Origin of the sequence: Actinacidiphila sp. DG2A-62 (assembly GCF_035825295.1) — a bacterium.
Classification (GTDB): Bacteria; Actinomycetota; Actinomycetes; order Streptomycetales; family Streptomycetaceae; genus Actinacidiphila.
Genome location: NZ_JAYMGI010000002.1, coordinates 7,039,022 through 7,053,967, shown reverse-complemented (window position 1 = coordinate 7,053,967; position 14,946 = coordinate 7,039,022). Strand labels below are relative to the sequence as shown.

Annotated in this window: 7 protein-coding genes; 3 read left to right on the top strand and 4 right to left on the bottom strand. The window is 74.7% G+C overall.

Annotated elements, in window-relative coordinates:
• The first annotated feature begins 292 nt into the window (after positions 1-292).
• The 3 genes from VSR01_RS31415 to VSR01_RS31405 all read left to right on the top strand — a co-directional run bounded on the left by VSR01_RS31415 (position 293) and on the right by VSR01_RS31405 (position 5,022).
• Positions 293-2,377, top strand: a complete 2,085-nt coding sequence (locus VSR01_RS31415; protein WP_326452390.1) for a phosphocholine-specific phospholipase C — start codon at positions 293-295, stop codon at positions 2,375-2,377.
• 166 nt (positions 2,378-2,543) lie between these two features.
• Positions 2,544-3,710 (top strand): epoxide hydrolase family protein, encoded by a 1,167-nt coding sequence (locus tag VSR01_RS31410; RefSeq protein ID WP_326452389.1) that lies wholly within the window; start codon positions 2,544-2,546, stop codon positions 3,708-3,710.
• A 418-nt stretch (positions 3,711-4,128) separates the two neighbouring features.
• Complete coding sequence (locus tag VSR01_RS31405) at positions 4,129-5,022, top strand: alpha/beta fold hydrolase (RefSeq protein WP_326452388.1); 894 nt, start codon at positions 4,129-4,131, stop codon at positions 5,020-5,022.
• Between the two features lie 16 nt (positions 5,023-5,038).
• Here VSR01_RS31405 and fxsT read toward each other — a convergent pair whose 3' ends face one another.
• The 4 genes from fxsT to VSR01_RS31385 all read right to left on the bottom strand — a co-directional run bounded on the left by fxsT (position 5,039) and on the right by VSR01_RS31385 (position 14,938).
• Complete coding sequence (fxsT, locus tag VSR01_RS31400) at positions 5,039-9,211, bottom strand: FxSxx-COOH system tetratricopeptide repeat protein (protein ID WP_442785591.1); 4,173 nt, start codon at positions 9,209-9,211, stop codon at positions 5,039-5,041.
• Positions 9,208-10,629, bottom strand: a complete 1,422-nt coding sequence (locus VSR01_RS31395; RefSeq protein ID WP_326452387.1) for a TIR-like protein FxsC — start codon at positions 10,627-10,629, stop codon at positions 9,208-9,210. The genes fxsT and VSR01_RS31395 overlap by 4 nt, the downstream gene beginning before the upstream one ends.
• A gap of 87 nt (positions 10,630-10,716) precedes the next feature.
• The gene (locus VSR01_RS31390; protein ID WP_326452386.1) at positions 10,717-12,102 is read right to left on the bottom strand and encodes an AAC(3) family N-acetyltransferase; all 1,386 of its coding nucleotides are present in this window, start codon (positions 12,100-12,102) and stop codon (positions 10,717-10,719) included.
• 7 nt (positions 12,103-12,109) lie between these two features.
• On the bottom strand, positions 12,110-14,938 hold the full coding sequence (locus VSR01_RS31385) for an FxsB family cyclophane-forming radical SAM/SPASM peptide maturase (protein WP_326452385.1): 2,829 nt from the start codon (positions 14,936-14,938) through the stop codon (positions 12,110-12,112).
• Positions 14,939-14,946: the final 8 nt, after the last annotated feature.

Sequence of the window (14,946 nt, the reverse complement as noted above, 5' to 3'; positions counted from 1 at the left end):
CGGCGGGCGGTGTTCGGACCGGACAGGTGGGCGGCGTCGGCGAGGCGACCGGGCCGCCTTTGCGAGCCGCGTGCGCAGGGTTCGAGCGTTCGAGGGGGGTGGGCCGTCCCCATGAGGCGGGTGTGCCGCCTTATTGACACTGTGCCTGCCGTGACGGTGCAATGAGGCCCGCGCGGTCCAGACCAATGGGCGGTCGCCGGACCGCCGTTCCGGCGACGCGTCCGGCGGCACGCCACCGGGCCGCCCGCCGCTGCCCCCGCACGCCGCTCCGCCGTCTTCCGAGGGGACCACGATGACCGACGTCAATCGCCGGCGCTTCCTGCAGATCGCCGCGGCCACCGCCGGCGCCTCGGCGCTGCCCTCCGCCATCGCCCGCGCCGCCTCCGTGCCGGCCGCGGTGGACAGCGGCACCCTGGCCGACGTGGCGCACATCGTCGTGCTGATGCAGGAGAACCGGTCCTTCGACCACTACTTCGGCACCCTCGGCGGGGTGCGCGGCTTCGGCGACCCGCGGCCGGCGGCGCTGCCCAGCGGCAAGCCGGTGTGGTACCAGGCGGACTCCGCCGGCGCGGTCACGCTGCCGTTCCGCCCGAAGCCGCCCCGGGGCGACGATCTCGGCCTGACCTTCATCGAGGACCTCAACCACGACTGGAACGGCACGCACAACGCGTGGGCCTCGGGTCGCTGGGACAGCTGGGTGCCCGCCAAGTCGACCACCTCGATGGCGTATCTGACCCGCCAGGACATCCCGTTCCACTACGCACTGGCCGACGCGTTCACGGTGTGCGACGCCTACCACTGCTCGCTGCTGTCCTCGACCGACCCCAACAGGTACTACATGTACACCGGTTGGGTGGGCAACGACGGCTCGGGCGGCGGCCCGGTGATCGGCAACGAGGAGGCCGGTTACGGCTGGCGCACCTTCCCGGAGATCCTCCAGGCCGCCGGGGTGTCGTGGAAGGTCTACCAGGACACCGGAACGGGTCTGGACGCGGCGGGCAGTTGGGGCTGGACCTCCGACCCGTACATCGGCAACTACGGCGACAATTCGCTGCTGTACTTCGACCAGTTCCGCACCGCGCAGCCCGGCAGCCCGCTGTACGACAACGCGCGCACCGGCACCCGTGTCTCCTCCGGCGGCGGCCTGTTCGACCGGTTGCGGGCCGACGTCCTGGGCGGCCGGCTGCCGCAGGTCTCCTGGATCGCGGCGCCCGAGGCCTACTGCGAGCACCCGAGCTGGCCGGCCAACTACGGCGCCTGGTACATCTCCGGCGTGCTGGACGCGCTGACCGCCGACCCCGACGTGTGGAGCCGGACGGTGCTGCTGATCACCTACGACGAGAACGACGGTTTCTTCGACCACGTCGTCCCGCCGTACCCGCCGGTCGACGCGTCCTGGGGGCTGTCCACGGTGAGCACCGCCGGGGAGATCTACACCGGCGGCGCCTCCTCGTCGTACCGCACCTCGGTGCCGTACGGGCTCGGGCCGCGGGTGCCGATGCTGGTCGTCTCCCCCTGGAGCACCGGCGGTTGGGTGTGCTCGCAGACCTTCGACCACACCTCGATCGTGCAGTTGGTGGAGCGGCGGTTCGGCGTGCACAACCCGAACGTCTCGGCCTGGCGGCGCGCGGTGTGCGGCGACCTCACCTCGGCGTTCGACTTCACCGGCGCCAACTCCACGGTCCCGGGGCTGCCGTCGACCGTCAGCTGGGCGCCGCCGGCCGACCACAGCACGCCGCCGGTCTTCCACCCAGCGCCGCCGTCCTCCGGCGCGCTGCCCAAGCAGGAGCCGGGGCTGCGCAAGGCCCGCCCGCTGCCGTACGAACTGGCCGCGGACGCCGCGGTGGTGAACGGCCGGTGGCAGTTCACCTTCATCAACTCGGGCTCGGCGGGGGCGGGTTTCCACGTCAGGTCCGCGGTCCGCTCGGACAGCCCGTGGCCGTACACCGTCGGGGCCGGCACGTCGGTCAGCGACACCTGGAAGCTGCCGACGGGCGCGGGCGACCGCTACCAGTTCTCGGTGTTCGGGCCGGGCGGCTGGCTGCGCGAGTGGGCCGGCACGGTCGGCGGACTCGGCCCCGAGGTGACCGCCCGGCACGACGCGGCGAACGGGCAGGTCACCCTGACGTTCACCGGCGGCGGCAGCCGGACCGTCACCTTCACCGCGACCGACGCGTACGCGCCCGGCGACCACTACAGGTACACCGTGGCACCGGGCCAGTCGCGGGTGGTGCCGCACTGGGGCGTCCCGGCCGGCAACCGCTGGTACGACGTGACGGTCACCTGCGACGCCGACCCGTCCTACGTGCGGCGCTTCGCCGGCCACGTGGAGAACGGCACGCCGTCCACCAGCGACCCGGCGACGCTGACCGCGTAGCCGCCGTTGCGCGGCTCCGGCGGCGCGGGGATTTCTTCAGGAGTGCTCAGTCACCCGGGGTTTTGTCCCGTGGCGCTCGGTGCCGGCCGGGCCGCCGACTACCGTCGACGTTGGTTCGCTGTTCCGCCGCACGCCAGGACGCACCGCGACATCGGAGGACGGCAGGATGAAGCCTTTCCGGATCGAGATCCCCGAGGCGGACCTCGACGACCTGCGCCGGCGGCTGGCCGCCACCCGCTGGGCGCCCGCCTCGCCCGCCGCGGGCTGGGAGCGCGGCGTGCCGCTGGACTACCTGCGCGAACTCGCCGAGTACTGGCGCACGGAGTTCGACTGGCGGGCGGTCGAGGCGCGGCTGAACTCCTTCCCGCAGTACCGCACCGAGATCGACGGCACGACGGTCCACCTGCTGCACGTGCGCTCGCCCGAGCCGGACGCGACCCCGCTGCTCATGGCCAACGGCTGGCCCAGCTCGTTCGTGGAGTTCGCCGACGTCATCGGGCCGCTCACCGACCCGCGCGCGCACGGCGGCGACCCGGCAAACGCCTTCCACCTGGTGATCCCGAGCCTGCCCGGCTTCGGCTTCTCCACCCCGCTGTCCGGCCCCGGCTGGACCTTCGCGCGGGTGGCCGCGGCGTGGGCGCGGCTGATGGCCCGGCTGGGCTACGACCGCTACCTGGTGCAGGGCGGCGACCTCGGCTCGTGGGTCGGGCAGATCCTGGCCGGGACGGACGCCGAGCACGTGGCCGGCCTGCACCTGAACTTCCTCGCCACACCGCCCGGGCCCGATCCGCGGGACCTGGCCGGTCTGGAACCGGCCGAACTCGCCCGGCTGGGACGGCTCCAGGAGTTCGGCGAACGGGGATCGGCGTACATGGTCGTCCAGTCGACCAGGCCGCAGACCCTCGGCTATGCGCTCAACGACTCACCGGTGGGCCAACTCGCCTGGATCATCGACAAGTTCCACGCGTGGGCGGACGTCCAGAAAGTCCCCGAGGACGCGGTGGACCGGGACCTGCTGCTCGCCAACGCCAGTCTGTACTGGTTCACCGGCAGCGGCGCGTCCTCCGCGCAGGCGTACTTCGACAACGCCGCGCTGCTGCCGACCGCGCCGACGCGGCCGCCCGCCCCGCCGGTGCTGGACACGCCGCTCGGCGTGGCGATCTTCCCGCACGATCCGGCGCAGCCGATCCGCCGGTTCGCCGAGCGCCACTTCAGCGACATCGCGCACTGGAGCGAGTTCGACCGCGGCGGCCACTTCCCCGCCGCGGAGGAGCCCGATCTGCTGGTCGCGGACCTGCGCGCGTTCGCCGCGACGCTGCGCGCCCGGGGCTGACGAGCCGACCGACACCGCCCCGGGTCCGCCTCGTGTGCCTCGCGCACCCCGTGCGCCGCACACGTGGCAACGAGGGAGAGGCGGCCGGCAGCGCGCGTACCGCATCATGGGAGCACACCGCCGGAGGCGGTGATACGGGCCGGGAGGCGCGGCGACCGGACATGGGGAGCGGCCGTCGCGACGTCGGCCACGGGGGACAGACAGCCCGGCCGTCGGGCGCCGGAGCCCGGCGGCCGGGCCTTCGTCGCCGCGCGCCCGCTCCCGGGCCGGCTCGGCGGCCCGTGCCGTGCCCGCCGCGGCCGGATCCGCCGGGCGGATTGTCCGGCACGGGGGTGGCAGCCCGCACAGCGGAGCCCAGAATGTACACCTGGGGTTCTTCGACGCGGGAAGCCTCGCGGGGCGGCCGGGGGAGGTGGCGGTGCGCCAGAGCGTACGGGCCGCGGACGGGCGGCAGTTGATCGTGGAGACGACCGGGGACCCGCGCGGCAAGCCGGTGTTCCTGCTGCACGGCACCCCTGGCAGCCGGCTCGGACCGGCCCCGCGCGGCGTGGTGCTCTACCAGCAGGGGGTGCGGCTGATCTCCTACGACCGCCCCGGCTACGGCAGTTCGGACCGGCTGCGGCTGCGCACGGTGGCCGACGTGGCGCAGGACGTCGCGGCGGTCGCCGACGCGCTGGGCGTGGAGCGGTTCGCGGTCGTGGGCCGCTCCGGCGGCGGTCCGCACGCGCTGGCCTGCGCGGCGCTCCTGCCGGAGCGGGTGACGCGGGCGGCGGCGCTGGTCAGCCTCGCGCCGTGGCAGGCCGAGGGGCTGGACTGGTTCGCGGGCATGTCGCAGTCCAACGTCGCCGAGTACACCGCGGCCTCCGCGGGACCCGACCGGCTGGCGGCGGGCCTGGAGTCGCGTTCCGCGCAGATCCGCGAGAACCCGGTGCAGTTGCTCGCGGACCTGCGCCTGGAGCTGACCGAGCCGGACCGCCGGGTGGTCTCCGACGCCGGCATCCGGGCGCTGCTGGTGCGCAACTACCGCGAGGCGCTGCGGACGTCGGCGGCCGGCTGGATCGACGACGCGGTGGCGTTCGCGACGCCCTGGGGCTTCGACCCGGCGGACATCACGGTGCCGGTGCTGCTGTGGCACGGCGAGGAGGACGTCTTCTCGCCGATCAGCCACTCGCGCTGGCTGGCCCGCCGCATCCCGTGCGCGACCGCGGTGCTGGAGCCGGCCGCGGCGCACTTCACCGCGCTGCGGGTGATGCCGGACATCCTGGTCTGGCTGCTCGGCGACCGCCCGTGGGCCGGCCAGGTCCCCGCCTGACCCGCGCCGGCTCCCCCTACACTGTGGGGGGTTCGATGTCCCGGTAGATCCGCTTGTGCTCCTTCACGCTCACCGTGTACGGGTGGCCCGCGCCGAGCAGCCGGGTCAGCTGTTCCCCGGCGATCTCCAGGCCCCGCCGCGCGTCCTGCTCCAGGCCCAACTGGCCCAAGGTGATGGCGAGATTGGAGCGGCAGATCACCGTCTCCGGGTGGTAGGAGCCGAGCCTGCGCTCGAAGGCGTCGGCGACCCTCCGCTCGCGCTCCTCGGCCAGGTGCGGACGCCCGGACTCGGCCAGCACGTTGGCGAGGTTCACCTCGCAGGACAGCGTGTACGGGTGGGTGTCGCCCAGCACCTCGCGCAGCAGCTCCAGGTCGCCGGCGAGCACCGCCTCCGCGCGGTCCAACTGCCCGGTGCCGCGCAGGTAGACGCCCAGGTTGTTCTCCGCGGCGAGCGTCGCCGGGTGCCGCACCCCGGGCGCGACGCGGTACTCGCGCATCACCTCCTCGGTCAGCTCCAGCGCCTTGTCCCGCTGCCCGGTGGCGTACAGGTCGGCGGCCAGGTTGAGGGTGCACGACAGGATGTCGGGGGTGACCAGGCCCGGGTACTTCTCGGAGTAGCGCTCCCGGGTGTCGGCCGACAGCTGCCGGGCCTCCTCCAGCCGGCCCGCCTTGCGCAGCGACACCGCGTAGCTCTTCGCGGCGTGCAGCGTGTCGGGGAAGTCCTGGCCGAGCACGTCGCGGTAGGAGGCGTAGGCGTCGGCGAGCAGCGTCGCGGACTCCTCGTAGTCGCCGGCCTCGCGCAGGTCACGGGCGAGGTTGGTGGTGGAGAACAGCGTGTACGGGTGCTTCTCGCCGAGCACCCTGCGGCGGCGTTCCAGGGTCTCCTGGTCGACGTCCCTGGCCTCGTACCACTCGCCGACCATGCGCAGGCAGACCGCGAGGTTGTTGGCGGCGGCGAGCGTCCTGGGGTGGTCCAGGCCCAGCAGGTCCTTGAAGCCGTTGTACGCCTCGCGGGCGGTGCTCAGCGCCTCGTCGAAGCGGCCGAGGGTGCTCAGGTCGGTGGCCAGGCCGGTGGTCGTCATCAGCGTGTGGGTGTCGGGGCGTCCCGGCCGGTCGAGGTTGGCGCGCTGCCAGGCCAGGACCCGCGCGTCGAGTTCGTACGCCTCCACGTACTTGCCCTGCGAGCGCAGGATGTTGGCGAGGTGGAAGTCCAGGAAGTGGTTGAGGCGTTCGAAGTACTTGCGGCGCTGCGGGGTCTCGGCGGCCATGTCGCGCCGGCCCCACTGCGCGGCGAGCTGGTTGCCGAACGCCTCGGCGGCCTTCAGGTCGCCGCGCTTCCACAGGTAGCGCACCCGGTCGATGAGCAGCTGGCGGGTGTCGGGCTCGTCGCAGCGGCTGGCCTCCGAGGCGTCTAGGTGCGGCCATATCTCGCCGAAGCGCTCCCAGTTGGCCGGGTCGTCGGTGTCGCCCTGGATCGGCCGGGCGCCGACCAGGATGCGGTGCACCTGGTGCATGGTCTCCTCGGCCTCGGCCGTGGTGAGTTGGGAGCGCATCACCGACTGGACCAGGCGGTGCACCTGGATGCTGCGGGTGGACTGGTCGACCTTGGCCAGCGCGAAGCGGCTCAGCTCCTGGATCAGCTGGCCCAGGTTGAGCCGGTCCTGGAGGCTCTCGTCGTCCGGCAGCAGGGCGCCGATCATCTGGTCGCTGTAGACGAGGTTGCCGGAGATCGGCTCGGGGGCGAAGTACGCGCACAGCTGCAGCAGCCGGACCGCGGCGGGCGCCCGCTCGCGCAGCCGGTTGATGGAGATGTTCCAGGTGGCCGCGACCGGTTCCGGATAGCCGGCGGGCTGGCTGAGGGAGAGCACCCGGGTGGTCTGCTCGCGCAGTTCCGCGAGATAGTCGGCCACCGGGGTGGCGGTCTCGGCGAGCCAGGCGCCGGCCTGCTCGACCGCCAGCGGCAGGTCGCCGAGCGCGGCGGCGACCTCGTCTGCCTCCTCGCGGGCCAGCGACGGCACCAGCCGGGTCAGGTGCTCGATGCTCTCCTCCCGTTCGAACACGTCGACTTCGAGGGCGTTGCCGATCTGCGACCAGTTCTGGTTGCGGGAGGTGAGCAGCACGTGCCCCTGGGGGCCGGGCAGGAACGGCCGTACCGCGGCGGGGTCGTCGGCGTTGTCGAAGACCAGCAGCCACCGTTCGCCGGGCGGGGTGTGCCGCAGGTGGTCCAGCGCCTCGGCGGCGGCAGCGGCGATGTCCTCGCCGACCGGCAGGCCGAGCCGGCCGGCCAGTTCGGCGAGCGAGGAGGTGATCAGCTCGGTCTGCTCCGAGGAGATCCACCAGATCAGGTCGTAGTCGCCCATGAACCGGTGGACGTACTCCAGGGCGATCTGGGTCTTGCCGACGCCGCCGAGGCCGAACAGGGTCTGCGGGCGCGGCAGCACGATGGTCATCCCGCCGCCGAGTTCGGCCCTGATCCGGTCCAGGCCCGAACTGCGGCCGGTGAAGTTGGGGTTGCGCGGCGGCACGTTCCACACCCGGGGCAGGGTGCCGGGGAAGCGCGGCGCGGGCGCGTCGTCGTCGGGCAGTTCCCGGGGGCGGGCCGAGCGGTCCAGGGCGCGTAAGACGGCGGCGGCCGCGTAGCTCTCGTCGCGGCGCACCAGGTCGACCGCGCCGCGCTCGGCGAACGGCGCGGGCGGGCGCACGTCGCCGACCCTGATCGGCACCAACTGCCGCCGCGTGCCGGTCGGGTCGGCCGCGACGGCGCGCTCCCACACCGCGCGGGCCTCGGGCGCACGCAGGTACGCCGGCGACAGCAGCACCACGGTGCGCGAGGCGGTCTCGACACCGGGTCCGGGCGCGGCGGCCTCGGAGGTGGCGTCCCTTGCGCCCTTCACGGTTTTCGCGCCCTTCGCGCCGTCCGGAGCGGCGCCGCCGAGGGTGTCCCCGGCGCCGCCGGCGCCGCCCGCGCCGACCGCGAGGGCCGCACCGACCGCGGCGCCCGCGCTCTCCACGCCCTCGGCCAGCGGGCGGGCGGTGACCTGGAAGCCGGCCCGGGTCAGCAGCCACTCGATCCAGTCGGCCCACATCCGGTCCTGCGGCGCGAAGCTGAGGTGCACGTCGGCGACCGGCGCCGGCCGGTGCGAGCGGGTGAACTTCGCCCGGTAGTGCAGGCGTACGTCCTCCGGCATCGGCGGCAGCGCGGTGACCTCGGAGCCGGTGATCACCGCGGTGAGCCGTTCGAACGCCGACAGCAGGGAGGTGGTCAGCCCGGTCTCGTCGCCGAACGTGGCCAGCGTCTCCTCGTAGTTGTAGTACGAGCGGTACGGGATCTCCACCGAACCCCAGTAGCGGGCCGCCTCCTGCGCGGACAGGCCCTGCGGCATCCGGTCGAACTTCGCGCGGGCCAGCCACCGTCCGGCGTCGACCTTCTCCTTCTCCCCCTCGTCGATGCGCATCGGCACCGGCAGGATGCGGATACGGCGCTCGTGGTAGCGCTCGCTGATGTTGCGCGCCACGCTCGCCGCGCCGTCGATGCTCTGGCCGCTGAGGGTGAAGCAGTCCACGAGCACGTCCGGCAGCAGCACCGTGCAGATGTCGGCGATGTCGCTGATGCCGGTGCGGCTGTCGATCAGGACGTAGTCGTAGTGGGCCTTCATGTCCTCGCGGACCGCGTCGAAGAACTGGCCGCCGCCGAGGCGGTCGAAGAAGTTGTCCCAGTCGAAGTTGCTGACGATCGCGGAGTAGGTGCGGTCCTGGCGGCCGGCCGAGACGAAGTCCAGGGTGCCGCCGTCGGGGAAGTCCCAGGTGAGCGAGACGGCGTGCTGCCGGATGCGCGCGTAGTCCTTGTGCCAGTCGCCGGCCGGGCGGCCGGGGATGGTCGCGGCCTCGGCGAAGTCGCGGATCAGTTCGATGACGCCGCTGGTGGCGCCGATCGTGGACGGGTCGAGGAAGGGGTGGAAGAAGCGGTGCAGTCCCGGCGCCTCCAGGTCCCAGTCGACGGTCAGCACGCGCTTGCCGGAAGCGGCCAGGATCCAGGCGGTGTTGGCCAGCGCCATGGTCCGGCCGGTGCCGCCCTTGTAGGAGTAGAACGTGACGATGGTGCCGCCGCGCCCGCGGCCGCCCGGTGCGGCGGTGGCGGCCCCGAGCGCGGGCGCGGGCGTCGGCCCAGGGGTGGGCGCGGGCATGGTCATCGCGGGTCCTCCGTGTCGTCCGGGGCGCCGGCCCGCGGGAAGCCGCGGTGCGCGGCCGCGCTGAGCGCCGGGGCCTCGGGGCCGAGCAGCCGGAACCGCTCCGTCCTGGGTCCGTCCGGCGGATAGGCGTGGGCGTGCTTGAGGTACTGGGCGGCGGACCACTCCACCACCTGCGGCAGGATGTCGCTGAGCGCCTCCAGGCTGTGCACCCCGCGCGCGGCGACGCGACAGGCCGGCGGCCCCTGACCGGTGCCGCGCGGCATGGTCCGCTCCAGGCTCGCGGCCAACTCGTCCTCGGCGTCCCGGCTCTGCCCGTCGTCACGGTTCCAGGCGACGACGACGGCGGTCCACGGCCGGGCGGCGTCGAAGGCCGCGAGCCGGGCCCGCCAGCGCGGGTCGGCGGCCGTCCAGCGGTCCACGATGAGGATCTCCGGGCCGCCGCCCGCGCCGGCGGCGCGCCCCGCCGGGCCGGTGGGCCCGCCGGGCTCCCCCGGCCGCGGCGACCCGTCCGGCACGCCCGCCGCCCCGGGCCCCGGGTCCGAGAACCCGTCCACCGCGCCGAGTTCGGTGGGCGGCTCGTCGTCCAGCGAGACGACGGTCGGCTCGTAGTCGAAGCTGCGCGCGAGGTCGGCGGCGAAGGCCGCGACCGGCCGCGAGGTCACCGGATGGTACGGGTTCCAGTCCGCGGCCCGGTCGCCGTAGTAGTCGGCGCTGCGGCCCTCCGGCAGCCTGCCGCGCACCCCCGCGGCCACCGTGATCCGCAGTGACCGCGGCCCGCGCGGATCACCGAACGCACTCGGTATCAGGCGGTAGTTGACCGGCTGGCCCGGTCCCACGCCGCCGCTCTGGGCGACCTTGACGATGCGTTTGGCCAGCTCGTAGACGGCCAGTTCGTAGGCGCTGCGGAACATGCTGAGCTTGATCAGCCCGTACAGGCCCTCGGTGGCGTAGGTGTCGCCCAGCGCGCTGTGGTTGAACTGGAGGCGCTCGGCGGCGCTCGGCAGCCGGTTGGGCGGCACCGGCACCCACAGCGCCGGCACGATCGCCTCGGAGACCCGGTTGCCGCGCGCGCCGTCGGTCAACGCGCGTTGCGCGAAGGCGAACCACTCCTTGCCACAGTGCACGCTGTCGAAGTACCGCGGCGAGAACAGCGGCACGAACACCCGGCAGGTGGCCAGCGATTCGGCGAGCCGCTCCGACCAGCCCTCGCCGGAGCGGATGTCGCGGTCCATGAAGCCGACCGGAGCGCCCGGCCCGATGTTGGTGAGCGCCAGGACGTGGTCGCACAGGTCCTGGTAGAGCCGGCCCACCCACATGTCCGGGTCCTGCACATTGGAATCGGGGCGGGGCGTATGGGCGTAACTCAGAAAGAAATACGGGGCGCGATCATCGCCCCGCCCCTGTCCCGATACGAGCACGCGCGTCCCCCACCCGGTTCCGGATGTCCACAGTGTAGGAATTATCGACCGTGGCGGGAACTCGGGCGGCCGGAATACGCAAGCCCCTCACATTCGGCCGGACCCGGGGCGTCGGTTTTCGGACAGCCAGCGGCCCGCGAAGTCCACGGCGTCCTTCAGCGGAAGGCAGCGGCTGTCCGCATCGCCCACCGGGCCGCGTTCCACCCGGGCCCCGGACCGTTCGAAAGCGGCGCCGAGCTGCGGGAAATCCGAGTCGTTGAGAACGATGTCGCGGTACGTGATCCACTGACCGGCGTCCCCGCTTTTCCCGCCGCGCGCGCCGTCGCGCTCGCGCATCACCACGCAACTGTAGTCACGCAACGGAGTATCCGGAATTCGATACTCCGCGAGATGGAAGGCGGTGCACACCCCGAATCCGACGCCGATGAGCAGCACGACCGCTTCGGCGTCGTAGAGCCGGGCCACCGGAGAGCGTTCTCCGAGATGGTCGGTGGGATCGTGGCCGCCGACGATCGCCTCGGCGTCCCTGCCGAGCGCCGCGAACGAGGTCTGCGGGTGGCCGCTGCGCAGCGCGCCGGGCGTCGTCCTGAGCGTCTCGGCGAGCCGCCCGACGCGCTCGGACGGCGAACGCGCGGGGTCGAAGGGCGGCATCGCGGCGCGGTACCGGGCGGCCTCGCCCGGCGTCATGCCGGCGGTCGCCTCCCGGTGGGCCCGCGAGGTGTCCGAGTTGGACTCGGTGAACGCGGGCACGACGACGGTGCCTTCGGGGCCGAGGACGTCGCGCAGCGCGTGGAGGACCGTTTCAGCGGTGGCGTCGGCGCGGCGGGGGCCGCGTGGCTCGTCCGGCGCGGGCGCGGCGGACCACCGGGACCCGGTGGGGCGGGCCGCGCGTGCGGGTGCGGCGGCGTCGAGGGAGGCGGGCGCCACGGGCGCGGGTGCGACGGGTACGGGCGCGGGTGCGACGGATGCGACGGGTACGGGCGCGGCGGCGCGGCGGCGTACCGGCGCGGTGGGCCCGGGGGCGGTGGGCGTCGCGGCCGCGGGCCGCCGTGCGGCTCCGAACCCGGTCGCGGCGCCGGGCGTGAGGGCCGCCTCGCCCGCCGCGAACACGACGGCCTCGGCGGGCACGGCGGGTTCAGGGGACACGGCGAGTTCGGCGGGCGCGACGGCCCCGGCGACTGCGAGCGCCCCGGCGAGGGCGTCGCCGGGGACCGCGCCGCGGACCTCGGCGGCCGGGCGGAACCAGCTCCTGAAGCCCTGGTGCAGCGACGCGTGCGCGCTACGGGCCCAGGTCGGCGCCCGCCACGCGGCCGGACGCCCCCAGCCGGCGGTGGGCGCCATGCGCCCGGACGCGGCCCCGACCGGCACCGCGACCGGGCCGACCGGGCGCATCGCGGCGTGCACCAGCACGGTCTGCCCGGCGGTCAGCCCCAGCGCCCGGAAGTCCGCGGCCAGCGAGTCGCGCGTGTGCACCGCCCGCTCACCTCCCGGCCGCGTCCGCGCGCCCGCCGGCCGCCGTGTCCGCGTCCCGCGCGCCGGCGGCCGTCCCGGAACGGCGCACGCCGGTGCTCCCGGTCAGCGCCGAGCGCAGGCGGGCGGCGAAGAGCGCGCCGGGGGCGGTGAGGACGCCGGTGTCGCGCAGGTCGTCCAGGGCGCGCACGGTCGCCGCGGCGTGGGCCGCCGGGTCCGCCGCGAGCGCGGCGGTGGCGGTACGGGCGTAGGCGTGGGCGAGGAGTTCGCCCGCGGGCAGGGGCGCGCCGCCCCACGGCGGCGGGAACGAGTGCGGCGCGGTCTCGTCGTACAGCTCGACGCGTTCCAGCAGCGCGTCCAGCTTGGCGTGCTGCCAGGCCGCGAGCAGCCGTCCGGCCAGGACGGCGGGGTCCGAGGAGAACACCACGCCGACCGCGCCGAGCCCGCGGCGCCCGCCCGCCAGCACGGACGCCCGCCGCGCGCCGGCCCCGGGCACGACCGGCGTGACGCCGACCAGCCCGGCGGCCAGCTCCGCCGCCCGCGCGGGCACGGCGGCGCGCAGCACCCGCCACGCCCCGGTCAGCCCGCGGCCCCACGCCTCGGCCTCCCCCGCGCTGAGTCGCGGCGCGGCGGCCCGGTGGTGGCTGTCGCGGTACGGGTCCACGTCGTCGAGCAGCGGCGCGAGGACGGGGCCGCCGGCGGGGAGGTCCGCGGCGGCGGACGCGGCGGGGCCGGTGGGCGCGGCGGAGCCGGTGGGCGCGGCGGGCTCCGCGAGCTCGGCCGTTTCCGCGACGGTGGCAGGGTCCGCGGCCGGGGCAGCGGGCGTGGCAGGGACCGCGGGTGTGACCGGGTCGGTCGCGGCCAGGGCGCGAACGGGCTGCCAGCGGCGGTCGTGCGGGGTGCCCGCGAGCACCCTGACCTCTTCCTCGCCGCGGCGGATCACGAACGCGGCGGACGTTCCCTGGACATCGGCGGTGGCGGGGCCGCTGCGGGCGAGGACCGCCCGGCCGAGGCCGGGCAGGGAGACCGTGCCGTCGGCGGCGACCGGCACCGGGAGCGGGTGGCGGGTGCCCGCGGTGCGCAGGGCCGCCGCGGCGGCGAGGGAGGCGAGGTGCGCCGGGGCGGCGAGCCCGCTGCCGACGCCGGCCGCGCGGTGGGTGTCGGGGCCGAACAACTCCTCGTCCAGCGCCCCGAACACGTCCTCGGCCACGGCGAACTCCGGGAGCCGTACCGGGAACGGCTCGGCGACGTGCCCGCCGGACGGGCCGGCGCCGGCGAACGGACGGCCGGCGCCGGGGTGGGCGGGGTCGGCGCGATGGACCGGGCGGTCGGAACGGTCCGGGCGGTCCGGATGGGCCCGGCCCGTCGGGTCCGACAGGTCCGCCGCCTCGTGCCCGGTCCCCCCGACGTCCTGGGCGTCGCGCACGTCCAGCGCGTCCAGGCAGGCCGCGGCCCAACTGCGCGTGTACGGATGGGCGAGCACGGCGTCGAGCACGTCGGTGCGCGCGCCGGGCGCGGTGAGCCACTGCCAGGCGGCGTCCCACCGCGGGTCGCTGCCGGCCAGCCTGGCGTCGATCAGCCGCAGCCAGTCGTGGGTCACCAGCCGTTGCGCCGCGGCGAGTTCGGCCAGCACGGCCTCGTCCGCGACGTCGGCGACCGCGGCCACCAGCGGCGCGGCCTCGCGCTCCGCCCGGGCCGCCGCGGCGGCGACCGGTCCGGGCGCGGGCCGGCCGGTGCGGGAACCGATCCGCTCCACCAGGGACTTGAGGTCGGCGCAGTAGACCGAGGGGTTGTCGAAGCCGCTGCCGGTACGGAACCGGTGGGCGTAGAGGCCGCCGCCGCAGGAGCGGACCACCGGGCAGTTCACGCACTGCCGGCTCAGCCCGGCGAGACCGCGTTGCCGGGCCAGCACGCCGGGGTGGCGGGCGGCGCTGTCGAGGCTGTCGGCGAACACGTCGAAGCCGGTGGCGGGCGCGCCGTCGTAGGCGGTCTTGAGCGAATCGGCCTGTTCCAGGGTGCCGTCCGTCTCGATGACGACGAGGTCGGCCGGGCCGAGGCCGAGCGACTCGGTGAGGCTGGGACCGCCGTCGAGGGTGCTGATCACCGAGTCGAACAGGCGTACCGGCATCGGCCTGGCCGCGTCCCAGCGGTCGAAGATCCGCATCAGCCAGTCGGCGTAGGGGGTGCTCGCACCGTCCGGACGTACCGGCGGCTCGTCCCAGGTGGCGTGCGGGAGCAGGAAGTCGATGCGGGGCGGGGCGAGTTCGGCGAGCGCGTCGTAGACCGCGACGGGGTCGTTGGCGACGTCGACGGTGCACAACAGGCCCGCGTACAGGTGCCGGTAGCGCTCCTGACGGAGCAACGCGACGGCGTCCAGGACCCGTTGGTGGCTGCTGCGGCCGTTGGCGTAGACGCGGTGGCGGTCGTTGGCGGCCTTGTCGCCGTCGAGGGAGACGCCCACCTTGACGTCGAACTCGGCGAACAGGTCGAGGTAGCGCTCGCTGAGCTGGACGCCGTTGGTGTGGATGCGTAAGTCCAGCTCGGTGATCCCGTCGAGCCTGCCGCGCAGTTCCTCGCAGACCCGGCGCAGCCGCGCCGGGCCGGCCAGCAGGGGCTCACCGCCGTGCAGGATGACGTGGACCGACGGCAGCGCGTGCGTCTTGGCGTGCTCGGCCAGCCGGTGCGCGGTCCAGGAGACCGCCTCCTCGGAGACCACCTTGGGCCGCGCGCTCCAGCTCTGGTCCGCGTGCTCGTAAACGTAGCAGTGGCGGCACGCCAGATCGCATCTGCTGTGGACCTTCAGCACGACCTGGCGGAAGGGGACCAGCGGTCCGGACATCGGGAAGG

What these genes read in the sequence shown, in the direction of transcription:
- VSR01_RS31415 (WP_326452390.1), top strand. Translation starts at nt 293, where the DNA reads ATGACCGACGTCAATCGCCGGCGCTTCCTGCAGATCGCCGCGGCCACC.
- VSR01_RS31410 (WP_326452389.1), top strand. Translation starts at nt 2,544, where the DNA reads ATGAAGCCTTTCCGGATCGAGATCCCCGAGGCGGACCTCGACGACCTG.
- fxsT (WP_442785591.1), bottom strand. Translation starts at nt 9,211, where the DNA reads ATGACCATGCCCGCGCCCACCCCTGGGCCGACGCCCGCGCCCGCGCTC.
- VSR01_RS31385 (WP_326452385.1), bottom strand. Translation starts at nt 14,938, where the DNA reads ATGTCCGGACCGCTGGTCCCCTTCCGCCAGGTCGTGCTGAAGGTCCAC.